The sequence below is a fragment of the Arthrobacter cryoconiti genome (assembly GCF_020905375.1).
GTDB classification, from domain to species: domain Bacteria; phylum Actinomycetota; class Actinomycetes; order Actinomycetales; family Micrococcaceae; genus Specibacter; species Specibacter cryoconiti.
Window position 1 is genome coordinate 60,280 of sequence record NZ_JAJJBU010000014.1, and the last position, 18,511, is coordinate 78,790.

An 18,511-nucleotide genomic window follows, 5' to 3' on the forward strand; every position below is an offset into this window, starting at 1 on the left:
ACTATGGTTGCGCTATGGACCTAACTCTTGCCCTCGCTCCGCTCGAGGATGCCGCTACGGTGATTTTATTGCAGGACTCACCAACTGGCCCGCAGGTATTGATGCTTGAGCGTCCAGGCCGAGCTGGGTCGTTTGCCGGTGCCTGGGTTTTTCCCGGTGGCAAGGTGGACCCCGAGGACCGTGAATCAGGGCTTGACGAGCTGGGGGCCGCTCGAAGCGCGGCTGTGCGCGAGGTGGGCGAGGAAACGGCGCAAGTATTAGCGGCGGATTCTTTGATTCACATTTCGAATTGGACGCCCATGCGGCCCCTCCCACGCCGCTTTCGTACCTGGTTCTTTCTCGCTCGGGCCGCGTCTGGCAATGTTGTGCTCAGCGAAGGTGAACATGTTGCTTTCGCGTGGATGAAGCCTGCTGCAGTCTTAGCCAAACATGCGGCCGGAGAAATGCACCTTCTTCCGCCAACGTGGATCAGTCTCTACTTCCTTACTCATGCCTCATCCGTTGCGCAGGCTCTTAGCCGTGCGCAGAGCGAGATGCCTTTTGACTACACGACCTATGTCCTGGGAGAGGAACTTTCGCGAGTAATAAGTGACTCAAAAGCGATGGGTGGTGGAACGGTTGTGTGGGCAGGAGACGCGGACTATCCAGGGGTTGGGGCTGGCCCGACAGGCGCGCGCAACAGGCTGTATATGGAATCACTACCGTGGGTTTTTGAACAGGTAGCAAGTTCAGAAAATGGCAGCAAAAATAAGCTCTAGGGAAGCGAACGCGGCGGGATGGTTGCCCAACTTTACCTCTGGCTGAACTTGCTTTTTACCGATCGGTACAAGAGGATGAATTGTATCGATCGGTACAATAGTGTCGGTGTTCTGTCTCAGGAGAATCCTTTATGAACGTTCGTCCGCCATTTCCTCCGTTCACCGCCGAGACCGCTACTCAGAAAGTGCGTGGTGCTGAGGGTGCGTGGAATGCACGTGATCCGCAACAAGTCTCACTGGCCTATACCCTCGAGAGCCGCTGGCGTAACCGTGACCGATTCGTCGACGGCAGAAGCCAGATCGTAGCGCTTCTTAGGGAAAAATGGGACCGCGAGCTGGACTACCGGCTGATCAAGGAGATGTGGGCATATGAAGGCAACCACATCTCCGTTCGGTTCGTCTATGAAAGCCATGACTCGACCGGGCAGTGGTTCCGGTCCTACGGCAATGAGAACTGGGAGTTCGACGAGAACGGTTTGATGAGTCGCAGACTGGCGGCGATCAACGACGTCGCGATCCAGGAGAGCGAGCGCCTCTTCCACTGGCCGCTAGGCCCGCGCCCGGCCGACCACCCCGGACTTACCGAACTGGGAATTTGAAGCCGTGCCTAGAACGACGACGAGCCGCGGGGCAGTCATACCGGCGCTCGGGAACGCTTTCCGTGAGCATGGTTACGAGGGCGCCAGCATGGCAGTGCTTCAAGAGGCATCTGGACTTGGGCGTGGTAGTCTCTACAATTTTTTCCCGAAGGGAAAAGAAGAGATGGCACAAGCTGTGCTCGACGACATCGATGGGTGGTTTCAAGCGCACATCTTCACTCCCTTGCGGGTAGCGGCCGTAGGAGATGCTGCGGACGCCCGTGTTGCTGTGAGAACTATGTTCGCAGAAGTCGACATGTACTTCCGCTCGGGTTCTCGAATATGCCTCCTCGGCGCTTTTGCCATCAGCCACCAGCGCGATCGTTTCGCTCACACGGTTGGCTGCTACTTCACCGACTGGATCGACGTGTTGACTGCGGCGTTGATCGCTGCGGGCACAGCCGATCCCAAGTCCACCGCTTTCAGGTGTATCGCATTGATCCAAGGCGGAATCGTTCTAGCACGTGCACTGAATGACCCCGCCGCGTTCACGGCAGTCATCGGTGACGCCACTGCCATGGCCACGCTTGACTGACCGGTGTGCTGAAGTGGTCGGGGGATCGATCCGGTGGCACCGGACGCCGGGGCCCTAATCATGCCAGTTTCATGCCATGGCGAATACTTCTAACTACGATCGTGTTTTTACCTTGGGCTTTCCTGTGCGAACTGTATGCTTGAAAAATTCGGGGATGTCCCGCGTTGTAGTCCCGCAAGGAGATGTACGGATGCCAGTGTGGCTGCTGATCACCATCATCGTGGTGGTTTGGATTCTGGTCGTCCTTGCTATCATCGCTTTTATGATGGGTGCCTCACGTGGGCGTGCATTAGAGCGGCGCGCTGAGAGCGAATCCGATCCGACCCGAGCTCAGACGCCCAAGAAACACTGACCGAGCGCGAACTAAGCATCCTGGGGGATGGACATGCACAAACAGTCGCCTGTTTCATTTACTGAGTCTTCTCCTGGTGCGCACCGGAGAACCAGGGCTTTGCCTCGGCTTCTGGCGCGTGCGCCACGATGGGTCACCTTTGCGGTTGGTGCCGCTTGCGTGTGGTTGGGCCTCTCTCTTTTACTTAAACCGCTCTCTTCTTTAGAGGTGCTGACCTTCTATGTAGGTGTCAGCTGTATCCTTTCCGGTCTTTTAGATCTGCTTTCTGTTGATGAAAGTAGCGAAAACCGTGCCCGGAGTGCCACCCGTCTTTTACTGGGGTGGGGCTGGGTTGTGGCTGGTGTTCTTGTCTTGGTTTGGGTGGGTGGCGTATTCACAGTGCTGCCTGCCTTTGTGGCCGTGGCTCTGATCGCCTCAGGACTTGGCCGTGGGCTGATGGTTGTCCGGACTGTGCGCGCGAACCTGGGTTCCCCCGACGAGCGTGCCGCAACAATGTTGCTCGCCGGGACCGATCTCCTTTTGGGCGTCGTCGCGCTTGCCTGGCCAGATGTCACTTTGTTGATAGTTGCCGTCTTATTTGGCGCGCGAATGGTCCTTTTTGGACTGGGTAGGGTCTGGTATGCATTATTCGTGGTCAGAACAGGGCTTACGTCACGGGCAAGATCAGCCCACGGCCCGTTCCGGCGATGGATGCGTGTAACTGGAGCGCTCCTCTCGCTTGTCTTGGCCGGTGCGGCGGGCGCACTTGGAGCGAAGCTAGACCATGATTCTCCGGAGGTCTCAGCTTTCTACGATGCGCCGCCCACGGTGCCGAGCTCTCCCGGTATGTTGTTAAAGTCGGAACCGTTTACCACTTCGGTTCCACTTGGAGCCAGGGCATGGCGCATCCTTTACACGACAACCAGCACCGATGGTTCAGCGACAGTCGCCAGTGCAGTCGTCTTGACGTCTACCAAAGCAGCCTCGGAGCCCCGCCCCGTCATCACGTGGGCCCATGGAACTACCGGCTATACATCCAACTGTGCGCCATCCATCGTGGCTGCTTCATTTGCCTCAGGTGCTCTGCCCGCACTTGATTCAATAGTCGAGAATGGTTGGGTTCTGGTAGCGCCGGACTACACCGGGTTGGGCACCAAGGGCCCCCAACCCTACTTGATCGGTCAAGGCCAAGCGCGGTCGGTGCTTGACGGAGTTCGGGCTGCCAGAGCACTCGATGCACGCGAAACTGAGCTATCCATGGCGGACTCCACCGTAGTTTGGGGCCATTCGCAAGGCGGGCAAGCTGCACTTTGGACTGGGGGACTCGCCCCTTCCTATGCTCCCGACGTGAAAATAAGTGGGGTGGCTGCAATGGCCCCGGCCAGTGATGCCATCGGGTTGGTGAAAAATCTGCCCTCCGTTTCAGTAGGAAGCGTATTCGCCTCCTACGTGGCCGCAGCTTATTCAGATACCTACCCGGACGTGAATTTTAACGAGTACATCACGCCCGCGGCGAGGACGCTCGTACACAAAATGTCCACCCGCTGCCTCTCCGAGCCCGGCGCGCTAGTCTCAGTGGTGAACGCGCTTGCCATCGATAAGGATAGAACCATCTTTGCCAAGGACCCCACGACAGGTGCCTTAGGCGAAAGGCTGCGAGAAAATATACCTGAGCTGGTAATCCCCGAACCCCTGTTGATAGCTCAGGGCGCAGCCGATGCTCTCGTCATACCGGCGGTCCAGGATGCCTACGTTGCCGCCAGATGCGCGTCTGGTCAGAAACTCGACTACAGAAAATATGCCGGAAAAGACCACCTGAGCGTGGTTGCTCCAGATTCGCCGCTCATTGGAGAACTACTCTCCTGGACCAAGGACCGGATTGCTGGGCTTCCCGCAACGTCCAATTGCGGAACGCTTCCGTGAGCTCGACCCTTGGCGCGGAATGGGCTAGACGGTTGCCGTGGCAACGTCGGAATCAAGGCGGTGCAGACGCTCACGATCAATCACACCGTTGGGGCGGCCCAGATTCACCACCATAAATGCTTTGCACTGCTTGTCAGCATTGAACTCGGCGTCAACGCCTGCTGTGTCAAAGCCCGTCATGGGACCTGCAGCCAGGCCTGCGGCACGAGCAGCCAGAATGAAGTAGCCCGCCTGGATGTGGGCATTTTTCTCGGCCATGCTGTGACGCAAAGCGTCGTTGTCTGCAAATGTACTCGCCTTACTTGCGGCATGCGGTGCAGTAGTGGAAAGCATCTCGTGCCATTGCGTATCGTAGCTCAGGATGGCCACTACGGGCGCAGTCAGAGTCTTTCCCTTGTTCCCCTGGGCCATGTGGGAAACCAGGCGCTCGCGGGCTTCAGCAGAGCGGACCCACGTGATACGCAACGGCTGAATGTTCATGGCCGTCGGGCCCATTCTTGTCAGTGAATACACTGCCTTGAGGGTCTCGTCGCTGATCTCCTCAGCGGTCCAGCTGTTAGCTGTGCGGGCTTCCATGAACAGAGCCGCAGCTGCGTTCTGATCCACGACCAGTTGGTCTTGGAAGTTGATTTCTGCTGCGACGTCGACGCTCATGTTCCCTGCTTTCAGATTTTAAGTACAAGTCCATAATCATCAACAACCGGATCCGCCAGTTTTGTTTCAACGCAGGCCGTGAGTTCTCTCACGCAGGCTACGCACCGGGGTTCGGCTAGACTCGGCTGCAGTGACACGGGGTGCCCTTTTAAGGCTGAGAATCAAACCCGTTGAACCTGATCTAGTTAGCACTAGCGAAGGGATGTCCGCCCTGATTCAGTGCCGCCGTTAGTGGACGCGCGTGAATCTGTGCCATCTTTTCGCCTTATTTTCAAGGTGGAACATCATGGAACTTTCAGAGCAAACAGTACTTGTCACCGGGGCCGGCCGCGGTTTGGGCCAGGGGATCGCCGCTTCGTTTCTGGCGGCAGGATCTCGTGTAGTGATCAACTATCGCAAGAGTGCGACGGGTGCCCAGACGTTGGCTGAGACCGCTGGCCCTACAAAGGCGGTCGCCCTGCAAGCTGACGTCACCCGTCCCGAGGAAGTCGCTGCGATGTTCGCAGCGGCACAGCAGCACTTTGGCTCACCTGTAACCACTGTGATCAACAATGCGTTGGCGGACTTTTCCTTCAACGGGGATGCCCGCGCCACGGCAGAGACAATAGCTTGGGAAGATTTCGACGCCCAATTTTCCGGAAGTGTCCGTGGGGCGCTCAACACAACTCAATGCGCTTTGGCCGGTATGCGGTCCACTGGATTTGGCCGCGTCGTGAACATTGGCACCAATCTGTTTCTCAATCCTGTGGTTCCGTATCACGACTACACCGCGGCCAAGGCTGCTTTGTTGTCTCTAACGCGCACCATGGCGGCGGACCTGGGGCCGGAGAATATTAGCGTGAATATGGTCTCCGGTGGACTGCTTCGCACCACAGACGCCAGTGCCGGAACACCCGATGCTGTTTTTGATTACATTGCTGCCGCAACCCCCTTGCGTAAAGTCACAACGCCTGCAGAGTTGGCAGACGCCGTACTTTTCTTTGCCTCCCCATGGGCCAGGGCGGTCACAGGCCAAAACCTGATGGTCGACGGCGGCTTGGTGATGAACTGATGGCCGACTCCACGACCGGGCGAATGCTCCATCTCAACGCATTCCTACATGGCTGCGGTCACCACGGCGCGGCGTGGCGGCTGCCGGGATCCCCACTGGCCCAACTCGGTGAGATCAGCTTTTACGAAAGACTCGCCCAAATTGCCGAACGAGGTCTCTTTGACGCTGTGTTCTTTGCGGATGGTCAGTCCGTCGGAGATCCTGCGGCAGGGCCGCTGTGGCATTTGGAACCACTCACTATGCTGGCGGCGATTGCCCGGGCTACGGAGAGGATCGGGCTGGTATCCACTGTCTCGTCTACGTTCTATGAGCCCTTTCACGCAGCCCGGCTACTCGCCTCCTTGGACCATATCAGCGGTGGTCGGGTAGGGGTAAACATCGTAACGTCGATGACCGACTCGGAGGCCCGCAATCATGGGATGCTCGCCCTGCCTCCCCATGCCGAGCGTTACGCTCGGGCAGCGGAGTTCATTGACGTTGTCCTTGACCTCTGGGATTCCTGGCATGAGGATGCTGTGACTGCGGACCGGGCTGGCGGTTACGTTGACGCATCGCGGGTTCGCCCGGTATCTCACAAAGGCAGCTATTTCAGTGTGGAAGGCCCGCTCAATGTGCCACGCTCCCCGCAGGGTCACCCGGTGCTATTTCAAGCTGGCGCCTCTGCGCCCGGACGTGAACTGGCAGCAAGCTACGCCGAGGGGGTGTACGCGGTGGCCTACGATCTAGCGAGCGCGCAGGAGTACTACGGCGACATCAAGCGTCGGGCAGCGCAGGCGGGGCGGGACCCAGGATCGGTGGTGATCATGCCGGGGCTGGTTACCTATGTTGCGCCAACACGTCAGGAGGCACTTGCTAAACAGGCTCGCGTTGATGCCGTTCTGCCCGTGGAAACGTCGTTGGCAGGGTTAAGCCGCTTTATTTTGCGCGATGCCAGCGACTGGGAACTTGATGGCCCCGTCCCACCCTTGGTGCCGGCGTCGGACTTCACCGGCCCGGCCGGACGCTATGCAACCATTCTGCGCATCATTGAGGTGGAACAACCAACAGTGCGCCAGCTGCTAGGGCGTCTGGCGGCCGGCGGTGGGCATGCGACCATGGTGGGCACGCCAGAACAGGTGGCGGATCAAATGCAGCTCTGGTTTGAACAGGGCGGCGCTGACGGCTTCAACCTGATGGCCCCGCTGCTGCCCGAGTCGCTGACGGACTTTGTGGAACAGGTGGTTCCGGTGTTGCAAAGTCGCGGACTGTTCCGGACGAAATATACTACCGACACCCTGCGTGGGCATCTGGGTGAGGCCCGAGTGCCAGTCTAATATTCGACCGAACCGCCGTCTGGTGAGGGTAGCCCCGCCAGAAACAAATCCAATCCATAGCAGAAAGCCTGGTCCGCGTAGCAATCGGTTTCGTCTTCTGTGAGCAGGCCCGCCCGGATTAGTCCGGCGCGGGTCTGCTCTTGTGTGGTGAAGCCCAGAATGTAGTGCACCAGCGCCCTGCCCGCCCAAACTGCATGGGTAGGTGGTAACCCGCGTTCGGCTAGTAACGTGGTGAAATGTAACAGCGGTGAGGGTGTGTCCGGCGTAAGTGCATGGGCCAGCCCCACGACCTCTGCGCCGTCGCGCACTTCCAAAAGGGCGCTGCGGATTCGAAGCGACAGCAGCCGAAGGTCAGCTGTTGGTGCACTGTCTGTTGGTGCACTGTCTGTTGGTGCACTGTCTGCTGGTGCCAGAATAAGTCCGGCAAGCACTGTAAACAGTTCTTGTTTGTTCTTTACATGCCAATAGAGGGCACCGGGCTGAACGCCAAGATCCCGCGCCAGACGGCGCATGGAGAGATCGGCGAGGCCGTAATCGCGCAAGATCCCCATGGCTGTATCAACGATCTGAGTTCGTGTGAGTGCCAAGGTGGGGAGTCCTTTCCGGAGTCGTTCAAAAAATATGAGCTGCGCCATCGCGGCGCCCTTCCATCTTGACGCATTCGCAGGCATTGGAATTGACAACATGCCGGTGAGAACACACACTTGAACAGTGTTCAATAAAACAGTGTTCAATAATTTCTCTGAGCTTGCCAACCGCCAGCTTACAGGTGCCGAGCTGACTCGTGCGGAGGCACTTTCAATCCTCGAGTCCACTGACGAAGAATTGCTCGACGTGGTTAGCGCAGCCGCACGACTGCGGCGGGCTCACTTCGCGAACACAGTCAAAGTGAACTACTTAGTCAATCTGAAGTCGGGACTGTGCCCGGAGGATTGCACCTACTGCTCTCAACGCTTAGGTTCCGCGGCGCAGATCCTGAAATACACGTGGCTAAAACCCGCCGACGCCGTGGCTCAAGCAGCGACTGGCATCCGCGCCGGGGCGTCCCGTGTCTGCCTGGTAGCGAGTGGGAAAGGTCCCACGGATCGTGATGTGGATCGTGTTGCCGGCATGGTCAGCGAGCTCAAAGGCGAGCATCCGGACGTGGAGGTGTGCGCCTGCTTAGGCATCCTGAAAGAAAATCAGGCTGAGCGTCTGAAAGTCAGCGGCGTCGATGCGTATAACCACAACCTGAACACCAGCGAGTCCATGTACGCGGACATTTGCTCCACCCACACTTTCACGCAGAGGGTAGAGACCGTTGAACGGGCCAAGGGGGCTGGCTTGTCGCCTTGTTCCGGAGTGATCGTCGGCATGGGCGAAAGTAACGAGGACCTTATCGATGCAGTCTTTACACTGCGCGCCCTGGGCAGTGAATCAATTCCCGTGAATTTCCTCATGCCCTTCGACGGCACGCCGCTGGAGGGGACGTGGTTGCTCACTCCCTCCCAATGCATGCGTATCCTGGCCATGGTCCGATTTGCCTGCCCCAGTACCGAGCTACGTATGGCGGGCGGGCGTGAAATGCACCTGCGCACCCTCCAGCCGCTAGCCCTGCACGTGGCCAACTCACTCTTTCTTGGTGACTATCTCACGAGTGAAGGACAGGCCGGTCAAGCGGATCTGGACATGATTGCGGACAACGGGTTTACGGTCTTGGGCCAGAAGGCCTGCGCAGACCTCGGAGAGAAGGACGACGACGCCACGCCGTCGGGCTCTCACCTCACCATCCGCCGTCGGGGGGCAGGGACGGAAATCTCTCCCAATGCCTAGCATGACCGCCAGCGAACTCATCGGCCGAGACCGCGGCCTGCTCTGGCACCCCTATGCACCCTTGGACGGGGATGCGCCTTATGCGGTCCTTGGAGCCTCTGGTGTGAGGTTGGACCTGGGAGACGCCCAAGGATCCCGTTTTGAGGCAGTGGACGCCATGAGTTCTTGGTGGTCGGCTGTGCATGGCTACCAAAACCCCACCCTTGACCGGGCACTACTGGAACAGGCGGGCCATTTTTGCCATGTGATGTTTGGTGGACTGACTCATGAACCGGCGGTGAGACTGGCCGAAAAACTAGTTGCACTGACACCTGAGGGCTTAGAACACGTATTTCTTGCTGACTCTGGTTCGGTGTCCGTTGAGGTAGCTCTGAAGCTGGCAGTCCAATACCAACGCGCTGGCGGGCATGGTCAGAAGACAAAGTTTTTGGCCTTGCGCGGCGGCTACCACGGGGACACCTCTGGGGCCATGGGAGTGTGTGACCCTGTGGATGGCATGCATTCCGATTTTTCCTCCCTGGTGGCCGGACAGCTCTTTCTGCCCCGTCCGCCAGCCGCTCGGCGCTCCGAGATTGCTGGCGGGACCGTGGGAGAAGTGTTGAGCCAGGAGCTCATAGCGGATCCGGGAGAGGTTGCAGCTTGGGTTGCCACCCTGGAAGAGACGGTGGCGCGCCACGCGAGCGAGCTCGCAGCAATCGTTGTTGAACCGGTGCTCCAAGGAGCCGGTGGCATGTACACCTATGCCCCGGAATGTCTCGCCGCAGCTAGGCGCGTCGCCACTGAGCACGGTGTACTGCTCATTGTTGACGAGATCGCGACGGGCTTTGGCCGGACCGGGAAGATGTTTGCCTGCGAATGGGCTGGCGTGGTTCCGGATATTTTCTGTGTGGGCAAAGCACTCACGGGCGGGTACCTTACGCTGGCCGCGATGCTTTGCACGTCTCGGGTGGCGGATGTCATCACGCGCTCGCCGCTACGCGCTTTGATGCACGGGCCCACATTCATGGCTAATCCGCTGGCCTGTGCCGTGGCCTGCGCGTCGTTGGACCTGCTTGTTTCCCAAGGGTGGCAAGGGCAGGTAAGCCGAATCCAGAGCGGCCTTGCTGGCGCACTGGCACCCGCAATGGCACTGGAATCCGTCACTGATGTGCGCGTGCTCGGAGCTGTGGGCGTCGTTGAGTTGGACCGTCCGGTGGATGTTCCCGCGGTCACGCGTGCCGCTCTGGAGCGTGGGGTTTGGATACGGCCCTTCCGCAACTTGGTGTACACGATGCCTCCCTACATCAGCACGGCAGCAGACATTGCAACGATAGGAGCCGGTATTACCGGCGCAGTTGGACAGGTACACGGCTAATGAACACCCAAATAGAAGTGGAGTTCGGAACACCAGCGGAGTCTGGAATGGCGGCGGAGTCTGGAGCAGCTGCGGAGTCTGGTACAGCGATCCAGTCTGGAGCAGCAATCCAGCCCGGAACAGTCATCGAGTCCGGAACAGCGATGGAGTCCTGGCTTGCTTCGCGAGTCGCTGTCCGTGAGCAGCGCGGGATTATTCGCCACGACGCGCAGCGGAATGAAAGCATGATCGATCTAGCTTCCAATGATTACCTGGGTCTGGCGGGGGACCAACGTTTGGCAGTGGCTGCGGCGGAGGCAACCACTATTTATGGCACAGGTGCCCGTGCGTCCAGAGTGGTGTGCGGGACAACGCAAGCTCACCTTGAATTGGAACGCGAGCTATGTTCTCTCACGGGCCAGGAAACCGCGCTGGCTTTCTCCAGCGGTTATGCGGCTAATCTCGGTGTTATTACGGCCCTTGGTGGTCCGGGCACGCTCATGATCTACGACGCTCACGTTCACGCCTCGATACATGATGGGATCCGTCTTTCCCGTTCGCCAGCCATCTCCGTGGCACATGGAGATCTGGAGGCGATCAGGTGTGCCTTGGCGCAACGAACCCAGCCAAGAGCCGTCGTGGTGTTGGAATCCATTTACTCGGTTTTGGGTGATGCTGCGGATCTGGTTACAGCCGCCGCGTTATGCGCAGAAATGGATGCATTGCTGTTGGTTGATGAGGCCCACGGCATCGGAGTTGCGGGAAACGGCCGGGGCGCCGTGCATGCTGCGGGCTTGGCGGAAGCTGGGCATGTGATTCTCACGCTCACGCTCTCCAAGGCCCTAGGTTCTCAGGGTGGCGCAGTCTTAGGGCCAGCACTTTTGCGTGAGCATCTGGTCAACACGGCACGAACATTCATCTTTGACACCGCGTTGGCGCCGGCCTGCGCGGCAGCGGCAGCCCAGGGTGCCCGAATAATTATGACCGAGCCACAATTGGTTACAAGGATGCACCATAACGCGGCCACAATTGCGGCGCGCTGCGGTATCCAGAAGGCGCCTGGCGCTGTCCAGTCCATTCCGGTAGCCTCCTCCGCGAGCGCGGCGGCACTATCCGCCGGGCTCCGCGAAGCGGGCGTCGCCGTGGGCTGCTTCAGACCGCCGAGCGTTCCCGACGGCGTGTCCAGGCTCAGACTCACCGCCAGGGCAAACCTCAAGTCTGAAGAGCTAGAACAAGCTGCTTCCCTAGTAGCGGCTGCGGTGCGTGCGCTGTGAAGTCAGGTGCGCTGTGAGCGTGGAGGCAGAATGAGTTTGCATGTCATTGGCGATCCCGCACAGGTGCGGGAGATCATGCGCCGCACGGACGATTTTGCCCCCAGCAATGCACTTACATCCGTAGTGCCGCTTGCACCAGCCACGCTTCGCATTCTCAGTAAGGCCCGCTTTGCGTTGCCACCAATACTGGCTTCAGCGACGGGGGAGCGGCACCGAGCTGTGCGGACTATGGTGGCGCGCTTCTTCACGCCAGCCAAAGTGGCTGCCATTGGACCAAGAGTCCGCGAGCTCACCCAGGCGCGGCTTGCCACAAGTGCTTCTGCGCTCGCCGGTACTAGTGCCACTGCCGTGGATTTGGCGGACACAGTGGCGCGGTACATTCCACCGGTAATTATGGCCGAACTTACGGGCGTGCCCATCCCCGAACTGGGGCTGCTTAAACGCTGGAGTCAGGATTCGCTCGAGCTATTTTGGGGCTGGCCGGACCCCGACCGCCAATTGGTCCTTGCCCGCAGCGCCGCCGATTTCTATGAATGGCTGCAGGAACAAGCCGTGGCCGCCCGGGGCACCGATTCACTTTTTGGCGTTCTGGATCAAGCCGGTCTGTCCCTGGCGGAAGTGTGCTCTTTGGGCTATTTTTTGGGAATCGCAGGGCAGGAGACGACGTCGTTACTCATCAATACGGCTCTGTACCGCGGTATCGAAAATAAAGGGCACGACGGCGGCGACTGGGCGTCGCTGGCGAATCCACACAGCGCAGCCGCACACGTGCGCCAAGTGCTGACGACGGAGTCATCCGTTCACACGTGGCGGCGAGCGGCTTTGCGGCAGAGCGTCCTAGACGGAGCTGTGCTGCCCGCAGGTGCCGAGATCCTGTTAGAACTGAGCGGTCAGCATCCGAAGGATGCCAGTCCAACTGCCTACACCCTGGCGTTTGGATATGGGCTGCACCGGTGTCTAGGTGCGCGACTGGCCGAACTTGAAACAGCTCTGGTGGTCGAGGAAACGGCCCGATTACTTCCTCATGTGGTCTTGGCCGGCCCTGAGCCTCAGTGGCTTCGGCTGCTTTCGTTTCAGGCGCCCCTATCTGTCTCTGTGAAGTCCGCCGTCTCTGTTGAACGAAATGTTTCTGACGAGCCAAATCTCTCTTGAACCAAACAGTTCCGAAAGAAGAACACTATGAAAGCTGCATCGATCACGTTCGTTACGGGAACCGACACCGACGTGGGAAAAACCATAGCCACCGCGGCACTGGCAGCAACACTGGCTGCTCGTGGCGGCGCCGTCGCGGTTTACAAGCCGACGCAGACGGGTATCTCGGGAACTGAAGAACCCGGAGACAAGGATGAGGTGACACGGCTAAGTGGTGTGCACGCGAGCCATGAAGGTATCCGACTAAGAGATCCCATGGCGCCCGTGGCAGCAGCCGCCCGCGAGCAGAGGTCACTGCCATCCCTCGCGGATCATGTGGGGGCCATCGTGGGGTTAGCGGATGAATACGACCACGTGCTGGTCGAAGGTGCCGGTGGTGTGCTGGTGGAATTGGATGGAGAGCGGCACACGCTGGTGGATTTAGCCACCGTCCTGCGGGCCCGCACGGCACAGACGCAAACAGCAACTGCTCTGGTGGTGGTGTGCCGCAGCGGTTTGGGCACATTGAACCACACCCTTTTGACACTTGAGGCTCTGGTGCATCGCGGACTGCCAGCCGACGGTCTGGTCATCGGCTCCTGGCCGGAGTCGCCGTCGATCATTGAGCGGAGCAACCGCGACTTCTTCGAGTCGCTGGAGACACCATTTTTGGGAGCCCTGCCTGCGGGGGCATCAGCACTAGAGCCCGCAATCTTCCAACAACTTGCACCCCAATGGATTCACGGGCTGGCAGTCCACGCGTCGTGAGCGCAAAATCAGGGGCGAAGACCCTCGCAGCTACAACCAGGTCTTCTTCTTGAAGATGATGTACATGGAACTACACAGCAAAATCATGACACCGATGGCGAATGGATAACCCCACGGCCAGGCCAGTTCTGGCATATTGTGAAAGTTCATGCCGTATACGCCCGCTACGAACGAGGGCGCAAACAAGATGGCGGCCCAAGATGAAATCTTTTTCATCTGTTCGTTCTGCGCCACGCTCGCCGCGTTCTGCCGGTTAGCTGTCAGTGTCCCGTCCACGGTCAATGCATTTTGCAACAATTGACGGAAAGAATCGGCTCTTACCCTTACCGACTCAATGTGGTCCTCCACATCGCGCAGGTAACGCCGTAGTTCCACGTCAACTCCGTATTTATCGAAGCCACTCTTAAGCTGGGCCAGCATTCCACTGAGTGGATGGATGGCGCGTTGGAAGGCGATGACTTCGCGCGAGAGCTGGTAGATGCGTCTCGAGACGGCGGGGTCGCCGGCAAAGAGCTGATCTTCGATCTCGTCGATGTCGTTCTCCAAACCGCTGATCACGGGTGCATAGTCATCCACCACTTGATCCAAGATGGCGTACAGTACGGCTTCAGGTCCCAGCGCCAGCAGCCCTGGATCGGATTCGAGACGTGTGCGCGTGGAGGAAAGCCCAGGGGTCTCCGCATGGCGGATGGTCACTACGAAGTCGTGGCCGGTGAAGATGTGCAACTCGCCAAATTCCACGGCCTCTGTGGCGTCTATATACCTGGCAGGGCGCAGAACCGTGAAAAGCACGTCGTCATACCGCTCCATTTTGGGACGCTGGTGGGCGGATATTGTGTCTTCAACCGCGAGCTCATGCAAGGAAAATTCGGCGGCCAGGGACTTCATTTCCTCGGCGGTGGGACGGAACATCCCAATCCAGGCCATGCCGCGGCAAGAGTCCATGAGCTCGTACGTCTGGTCCAAGCTGGTGGGGTCTGCGTAGCGCCGCCCGTCAACATATACGGCGTTGTCAATGATGGTCATCAGCCTATTATGCGTGATGAAAGTGGCCAGTCTATTCAAAGTGATGAACGCGGTGGTCTGTCTACTGCCTACTGCTTACTGCCTAATGCGTGCTGCTTACTGCGGTGATGCATACTGCGTCGTACTTACTGTGGTGGTGCTAGGGCGTGCTGCTCACAGCGGAGCCATGACTCATCCGCTCAAGCAGCGGTTGGAGCCTGTACGGGATGTGCTCGTGGAGTGCCAGCGAGGTTTCAGTGCGGATCACGCCTTTGATACGCAACAATTGCCGCAGCGCGCCCTGTAGATGGTGGATGTCCCTAGCCGCCAGACGGCACCAGACATCTCCGCGGCCAGAAATCTCATACACTTCCAGGATTTGCGGTACCGCGCGCATGGCGGAAATGACGCCATCAAGGTCTCTGTGGGTGACCTCGATCGTGATGAAAGCGACCACGTCGTAGCCGATCGCGGCAAGGTCCACCTCGCGTCCTCCCTGACGTAGTGCTCCGGTCCGGGTAAGCCGGCGTAAGTGGGATTGGACTGTGTTGCGGGCCACTCCTAGGGACTCGGATAGTTCACCGATTTGCGCCCGGGGATCCTCAATCAGGGCAAGAATCAAGCGCACGTCCAAGGGGTCCAAAATGCTCATGCGGCTCACTCCCATGTCTGCTCAAGTAGAAATATTGAACATTTTGATTCATTCATCGTAAGACGTTCAATCATCAAAGCGTTCTTCAATCACTATATAGAGGTATTTGTAACAACAACGCCGTGAAAGTGAGCATTAAGTGAGCGTTCTGCAGGAATTGGCGATGCGTCCCGCGCCGCCGGTCCGGCATGGTTGGGATCCGTCCGTTGGAGTGCGCCTGGCACTTGCCGGGACCGTCATCTTCACACTGTTGGTTGGCGCCAATCTCGCCACGCCCCTCTATCCGCTTTTGCAGCAGGAAATAGGCTTCGATGCCGTCGGAGTCACCGTCGCGTTCACGGCTTATGTCGGCGCGTTGATTGGCGGACTCGTACTCTTTGGTCACTGGTCAGATCATATTGGTCGTCGGGCCGCCTTGGTGCTGGCCGTAGTGGTCGGCTTAGCTGGGGGATTGGTATTTGGCACAGCTGTTTCACTACCGCAGCTGATAGCCGGACGTGCACTGCAGGGTTTGGCCGTGGCAATCGGCACGGGGGCGAGCGCCGCGGCACTGCGTGACTTGATGCCTACTAAGCCCGAGTGGGCGTCCCGTTTTACCTTGCTTTCCTCATCCGGTGGTGTGGCGGCTGGACCGGTGATGGGCGGGCTGCTGTCCCTGCTCCCACGCCACACACAAGCACCATTTTTGGTGCATTCGGTAATTTTACTGGTGCTACTTGTGCCACTTCTTCTCTTGGACGCTCGCCCGGCGATTAACCCGGCACCGGCGGGGGAGGGACGGAATTATTTGCGTCCCCACGTTCCATCCCTGGCCAAAAATGCCCGCGGTACTTTTTGGTTAGCTGCCGTAACCGGTTTCGTCAGCTTCGCCGTTTTTGGCTTCTGCTTGTCCCTTGCCCCAGGCTACTTCGCGCAGATTATGCAGGCAGATTCACGCCCGTTGATCGGCCTGCTGGCGGCACTTACATTAGGGTGCTCGGCACTCTCTCAGCTCTTATCGTTGCGTGGGCGCTTCCTGGTACCGGCTGGATTGCTCTTGCTGGGTGTTTCCGTGGTCCTCATCGCCGCAGCGGGGACGTGGCATTCGCCGTTGTTGCTGGTTTTGGCGAGTGTGAGTGCTGGCTTGGGCCAAGGAGCCGCGTTCCGTGTGGTGTTCAACGACGTTGCAGCCGCGGTGGAGCCAGTTCATCACGCACAAGTAATTTCGGCCGTGTACATCGTGACGTACTTGGGCAGCGCCATTCCGGTTCTGGGACTCGGAGTTGCTGTGAGTCTCTGGGGCCTGCAAGCTTCGGTGACTGGTTTCGCGGTGCCGATTGCTGTGTCATGTGTTGTATTGGCGCTGGTTGCTTGTCGGCGTGGCCGGCCCGGAAGCTAGTCGAGAGGGCCGGTGTGGCCTGGCATATGTTTGAAAACTAGTGTGGTTTCCGTGTGTCCAACCACAGGGTCTGTGGTCAGATTGTCCAGCACCCAGTCGCGCAGGGCATCGGTGTCGCGGACAGCAATGTGAAGTAAATAGTCCACAGAGCCAGAGGTGTGGAAGGTGGAGAGCACCTCCGGCAGTTTCGGCACCCGGGAGGTGAAAGTGTCAATCTGGTCGCGATCATGAGCGCGTAGCCGAACAGCAATCAGCGCTTGGACGGCACGACCGATCACCGCTAGATTGAGCTTCGCTTCAAAGCCTTCGATGGCTCCGCGGTCCACTAAGGAGCGTGTACGCATCAGGGCCGTTGAGGGTGCAATCCCCACAGCATCGGCGAGGTCACGGTTGGTGATGCGGGCATCAGCCACCAAGGCATCGATAATCTGGCGGTCCACGGAGTCCAGGGATTCCACAGTCGGCGCCACATGCGTCCGAATGTTCTTCGCCAATGAAGCCATAAGGTCCTCCAGATTGCTATAAAAATGCGAGTCTGACAATTGATTCAGCTAATAGTTCGCAATCCTACCAAATATCTGCATTTATGGGCCATACTTGCATGCATTCGGCGAATCTTCTTAGCTGTGTTCCGTCTCTTGAATGGATTCACTTCAACGGCTCGCTTCAACGCGGCAGGGCGGCGCAGGCAGAACTAGCCGGAGCAGACAAACAGAAACAGAAGCAGGCAAGCAGGTTCAAGTAGCGGCAATCCGGCAACGAAGCCGGGGAAGAAGGCACCACATGTTGGGTTGGGATTCACGGGCAGTTCATGCCGGACGCGAGGATTTGGCGGAGTTGGGCGTGCATGCCGTGCCGCTGGATATGTCGACCACGGCACCACTAAGTAGTGTCGAATCCGGTGGAGAGGCTTACGAGCTCATGGCCACCGGCGGGGTCCCAGCCCCCGGCCAAACCACCGTGTACCAGCGTTTGTGGAATCCCACGGTGGCTCGCTTTGAGGACGGCGTCTCTACTCTGGAAGGTTCAGAGGAATCGGTCTCTTTTGCTACCGGAATGGCCGCTTTGACCGCTGTGCTCTTGGCCGTCGTTGCCGGTGGGAAGCCACACGTGGTAGCTGTGCGCCCACTCTATGGTGGCTCCGACCACGTCTTGGCGACAGGACTGTTGGGCACTCGGGTTACGTTTGTGCACCCTGGAGAGGTCCGTGCGGCATTGCGTGCGGACACCGGGTTGGTCATAGCGGAAACACCCGCTAACCCGGATTTGCGTCTTTTGGACATCAAAGCACTCGTGGCAGAAGCTGACGGTGTGCCGGTCATGATCGACAACACTTTTGCAACTCCTGTGCTGCAGCGCCCACTTGAAATGGGTGCCGCGTTGGTACTTCACAGTGCCACTAAATTCTTCGGGGGTCACGGGGACGCCATGGGAGGTGTGGTGGCGACTGATTCAAGGTGGGCTTCCCGGTTGCGTCAGGTACGCGCCGTTACTGGTGGACTATTGACCCCCTGGCCCGCTTACTTGTTGCATCGCGGGCTAGCAACGTTGCCCGTGCGGGTTAGAGCCCAGCAAGAGAGCGCTTTCAAGGTGGCTATGGCACTTTCCAGTCATGAATCGGTAGCGCGCGTCCTTTATCCCGGACTGGCCGAGTGTGATCCCTTGGGTTTAGTGGGGACACAGATGTCGGGGCCGGGTTCCCTGCTTTCTTTTGAAGTGGATACCGCCGAGCACGCGGAGGCAATCCCGGCGCGGGTGTTGTTGATGACCCATGCGGTCTCTCTGGGCGGGGTGGACACTTTGATCCAGCATCCTGCCGGGTTGACGCATCGCCCGGTTGCTGCCGAGGCTAAACCGCACGCCACCATGCTGCGAGTGTCGATTGGGCTCGAAGACCCTGCGGACATCCTGGCAGATTTGATCCAAGCCATCGAAGCGGTTTGCTAAGCGGGAGT

Annotated in this window: 19 protein-coding genes and 1 riboswitch; of the genes, 14 read left to right on the top strand and 5 right to left on the bottom strand. The window is 58.8% G+C overall.

Annotation, left to right across the window (positions count from 1 at the left end; all coding sequences use genetic code 11):
- The first annotated feature begins 14 nt into the window (after positions 1-14).
- From LOH53_RS07760 to LOH53_RS07780, 5 genes are all read left to right on the top strand, one after another.
- Entirely contained in the window at positions 15-758 is a 744-nt protein-coding gene (locus LOH53_RS07760; RefSeq protein WP_230067166.1) for an NUDIX hydrolase, read from the top strand.
- Between the two features lie 131 nt (positions 759-889).
- Positions 890-1,357 carry a nuclear transport factor 2 family protein gene (locus LOH53_RS07765; RefSeq protein WP_230067167.1) on the top strand — a complete coding sequence of 156 codons (468 nt, stop codon included), beginning with the start codon at positions 890-892 and terminating at the stop codon, positions 1,355-1,357.
- Positions 1,358-1,361: 4 nt separating this feature from the next.
- Positions 1,362-1,931 carry a TetR/AcrR family transcriptional regulator gene (locus LOH53_RS07770; protein WP_230067168.1) on the top strand — a complete coding sequence of 190 codons (570 nt, stop codon included), beginning with the start codon at positions 1,362-1,364 and terminating at the stop codon, positions 1,929-1,931.
- 154 nt (positions 1,932-2,085) lie between these two features.
- Complete coding sequence (locus LOH53_RS07775) at positions 2,086-2,283, top strand: hypothetical protein (RefSeq protein WP_230067169.1); 198 nt, start codon at positions 2,086-2,088, stop codon at positions 2,281-2,283.
- Between the two features lie 99 nt (positions 2,284-2,382).
- Positions 2,383-4,185: a lipase family protein gene (locus tag LOH53_RS07780; protein WP_230067170.1), complete on the top strand. Its 1,803-nt coding sequence runs from the start codon at positions 2,383-2,385 to the stop codon at positions 4,183-4,185.
- Positions 4,186-4,209: 24 nt separating this feature from the next.
- Here the strand turns inward: LOH53_RS07780 and LOH53_RS07785 are convergent, their stop codons facing one another.
- Positions 4,210-4,839, bottom strand: coding sequence for a malonic semialdehyde reductase (locus LOH53_RS07785; RefSeq protein WP_230067171.1), 630 nt, complete (start codon positions 4,837-4,839; stop codon positions 4,210-4,212).
- A 126-nt stretch (positions 4,840-4,965) separates the two neighbouring features.
- Positions 4,966-5,059: riboswitch (TPP riboswitch) on the top strand.
- Between the two features lie 66 nt (positions 5,060-5,125).
- Here LOH53_RS07785 and LOH53_RS07790 point away from each other — a divergent pair.
- Together LOH53_RS07790 and LOH53_RS07795 are read left to right on the top strand one after the other, a co-directional pair.
- Positions 5,126-5,890, top strand: coding sequence for a 3-oxoacyl-ACP reductase (locus LOH53_RS07790; protein ID WP_230067172.1), 765 nt, complete (start codon positions 5,126-5,128; stop codon positions 5,888-5,890).
- Entirely contained in the window at positions 5,890-7,203 is a 1,314-nt protein-coding gene (locus tag LOH53_RS07795) for an LLM class flavin-dependent oxidoreductase (protein ID WP_230067173.1), read from the top strand. The genes LOH53_RS07790 and LOH53_RS07795 overlap by 1 nt, the downstream gene beginning before the upstream one ends.
- Here LOH53_RS07795 and LOH53_RS07800 read toward each other — a convergent pair.
- Entirely contained in the window at positions 7,200-7,790 is a 591-nt protein-coding gene (locus tag LOH53_RS07800) for a TetR family transcriptional regulator (RefSeq protein ID WP_230067174.1), read from the bottom strand. The two genes, LOH53_RS07795 and LOH53_RS07800, sit on opposite strands and share 4 nt — an antisense overlap.
- Positions 7,791-7,914: 124 nt before the next feature.
- Here LOH53_RS07800 and bioB point away from each other — a divergent pair, with 124 nt between their 5' ends.
- Genes bioB through bioD form a run of 5 tightly spaced genes read left to right on the top strand, consistent with a single transcriptional unit; the run spans position 7,915 to position 13,521 of the window.
- A complete protein-coding gene (bioB, locus tag LOH53_RS07805) occupies positions 7,915-9,015 on the top strand; it encodes a biotin synthase BioB (protein ID WP_230067175.1) in 1,101 nt (366 codons plus the stop codon).
- Complete coding sequence (locus LOH53_RS07810) at positions 9,008-10,369, top strand: adenosylmethionine--8-amino-7-oxononanoate transaminase (protein WP_230067176.1); 1,362 nt, start codon at positions 9,008-9,010, stop codon at positions 10,367-10,369. The genes bioB and LOH53_RS07810 overlap by 8 nt, the downstream gene beginning before the upstream one ends.
- On the top strand, positions 10,369-11,622 hold the full coding sequence (locus LOH53_RS07815) for an 8-amino-7-oxononanoate synthase (RefSeq protein ID WP_326832753.1): 1,254 nt from the start codon (positions 10,369-10,371) through the stop codon (positions 11,620-11,622). Before LOH53_RS07810 ends, LOH53_RS07815 begins: the two co-directional genes overlap by 1 nt.
- A 30-nt stretch (positions 11,623-11,652) precedes the next feature.
- Complete coding sequence (locus LOH53_RS07820; protein ID WP_230067177.1) at positions 11,653-12,774, top strand: cytochrome P450; 1,122 nt, start codon at positions 11,653-11,655, stop codon at positions 12,772-12,774.
- 27 nt (positions 12,775-12,801) lie between these two features.
- Positions 12,802-13,521 carry a dethiobiotin synthase gene (gene bioD, locus LOH53_RS07825; protein ID WP_230067178.1) on the top strand — a complete coding sequence of 240 codons (720 nt, stop codon included), beginning with the start codon at positions 12,802-12,804 and terminating at the stop codon, positions 13,519-13,521.
- A 30-nt stretch (positions 13,522-13,551) separates the two neighbouring features.
- On the opposite strand, the gene corA is transcribed toward bioD, so the two are convergent.
- A complete protein-coding gene (gene corA / locus LOH53_RS07830; RefSeq protein ID WP_230067179.1) occupies positions 13,552-14,547 on the bottom strand; it encodes a magnesium/cobalt transporter CorA in 996 nt (331 codons plus the stop codon).
- A gap of 139 nt (positions 14,548-14,686) precedes the next feature.
- Entirely contained in the window at positions 14,687-15,178 is a 492-nt protein-coding gene (locus tag LOH53_RS07835; RefSeq protein ID WP_230067180.1) for an Lrp/AsnC family transcriptional regulator, read from the bottom strand.
- Positions 15,179-15,317: 139 nt separating this feature from the next.
- Here LOH53_RS07835 and LOH53_RS07840 point away from each other — a divergent pair, with 139 nt between their 5' ends.
- Complete coding sequence (locus tag LOH53_RS07840; RefSeq protein ID WP_230067181.1) at positions 15,318-16,556, top strand: MFS transporter; 1,239 nt, start codon at positions 15,318-15,320, stop codon at positions 16,554-16,556.
- Here LOH53_RS07840 and LOH53_RS07845 read toward each other — a convergent pair.
- Positions 16,553-17,059: an Lrp/AsnC family transcriptional regulator gene (locus tag LOH53_RS07845; RefSeq protein WP_230067182.1), complete on the bottom strand. Its 507-nt coding sequence runs from the start codon at positions 17,057-17,059 to the stop codon at positions 16,553-16,555. The genes LOH53_RS07840 and LOH53_RS07845 overlap by 4 nt on opposite strands.
- Before the next feature lie 280 nt (positions 17,060-17,339).
- On the opposite strand from LOH53_RS07845, the gene LOH53_RS07850 reads away from it, so the two are divergent.
- The gene (locus LOH53_RS07850) at positions 17,340-18,503 is read left to right on the top strand and encodes a trans-sulfuration enzyme family protein (RefSeq protein WP_230067183.1); all 1,164 of its coding nucleotides are present in this window, start codon (positions 17,340-17,342) and stop codon (positions 18,501-18,503) included.
- The last annotated feature ends 8 nt before the right edge of the window (positions 18,504-18,511 follow it).

Bases quoted from the DNA above. Each gene is read 5' to 3' on its own strand.
- LOH53_RS07790 (WP_230067172.1), top strand. From the start codon at position 5,126: ATGGAACTTTCAGAGCAAACAGTACTTGTCACCGGGGCCGGCCGCGGT.
- LOH53_RS07765 (WP_230067167.1), top strand. From the start codon at position 890: ATGAACGTTCGTCCGCCATTTCCTCCGTTCACCGCCGAGACCGCTACT.
- LOH53_RS07775 (WP_230067169.1), top strand. From the start codon at position 2,086: ATGTCCCGCGTTGTAGTCCCGCAAGGAGATGTACGGATGCCAGTGTGG.
- LOH53_RS07760 (WP_230067166.1), top strand. From the start codon at position 15: ATGGACCTAACTCTTGCCCTCGCTCCGCTCGAGGATGCCGCTACGGTG.
- LOH53_RS07835 (WP_230067180.1), bottom strand. From the start codon at position 15,178: ATGAGCATTTTGGACCCCTTGGACGTGCGCTTGATTCTTGCCCTGATT.
- LOH53_RS07785 (WP_230067171.1), bottom strand. From the start codon at position 4,839: ATGAGCGTCGACGTCGCAGCAGAAATCAACTTCCAAGACCAACTGGTC.
- bioD (WP_230067178.1), top strand. From the start codon at position 12,802: ATGAAAGCTGCATCGATCACGTTCGTTACGGGAACCGACACCGACGTG.
- corA (WP_230067179.1), bottom strand. From the start codon at position 14,547: ATGACCATCATTGACAACGCCGTATATGTTGACGGGCGGCGCTACGCA.
- LOH53_RS07820 (WP_230067177.1), top strand. From the start codon at position 11,653: ATGAGTTTGCATGTCATTGGCGATCCCGCACAGGTGCGGGAGATCATG.
- LOH53_RS07795 (WP_230067173.1), top strand. From the start codon at position 5,890: ATGGCCGACTCCACGACCGGGCGAATGCTCCATCTCAACGCATTCCTA.
- LOH53_RS07845 (WP_230067182.1), bottom strand. From the start codon at position 17,059: ATGGCTTCATTGGCGAAGAACATTCGGACGCATGTGGCGCCGACTGTG.
- LOH53_RS07850 (WP_230067183.1), top strand. From the start codon at position 17,340: ATGTTGGGTTGGGATTCACGGGCAGTTCATGCCGGACGCGAGGATTTG.
- LOH53_RS07810 (WP_230067176.1), top strand. From the start codon at position 9,008: ATGCCTAGCATGACCGCCAGCGAACTCATCGGCCGAGACCGCGGCCTG.
- LOH53_RS07815 (WP_326832753.1), top strand. From the start codon at position 10,369: ATGAACACCCAAATAGAAGTGGAGTTCGGAACACCAGCGGAGTCTGGA.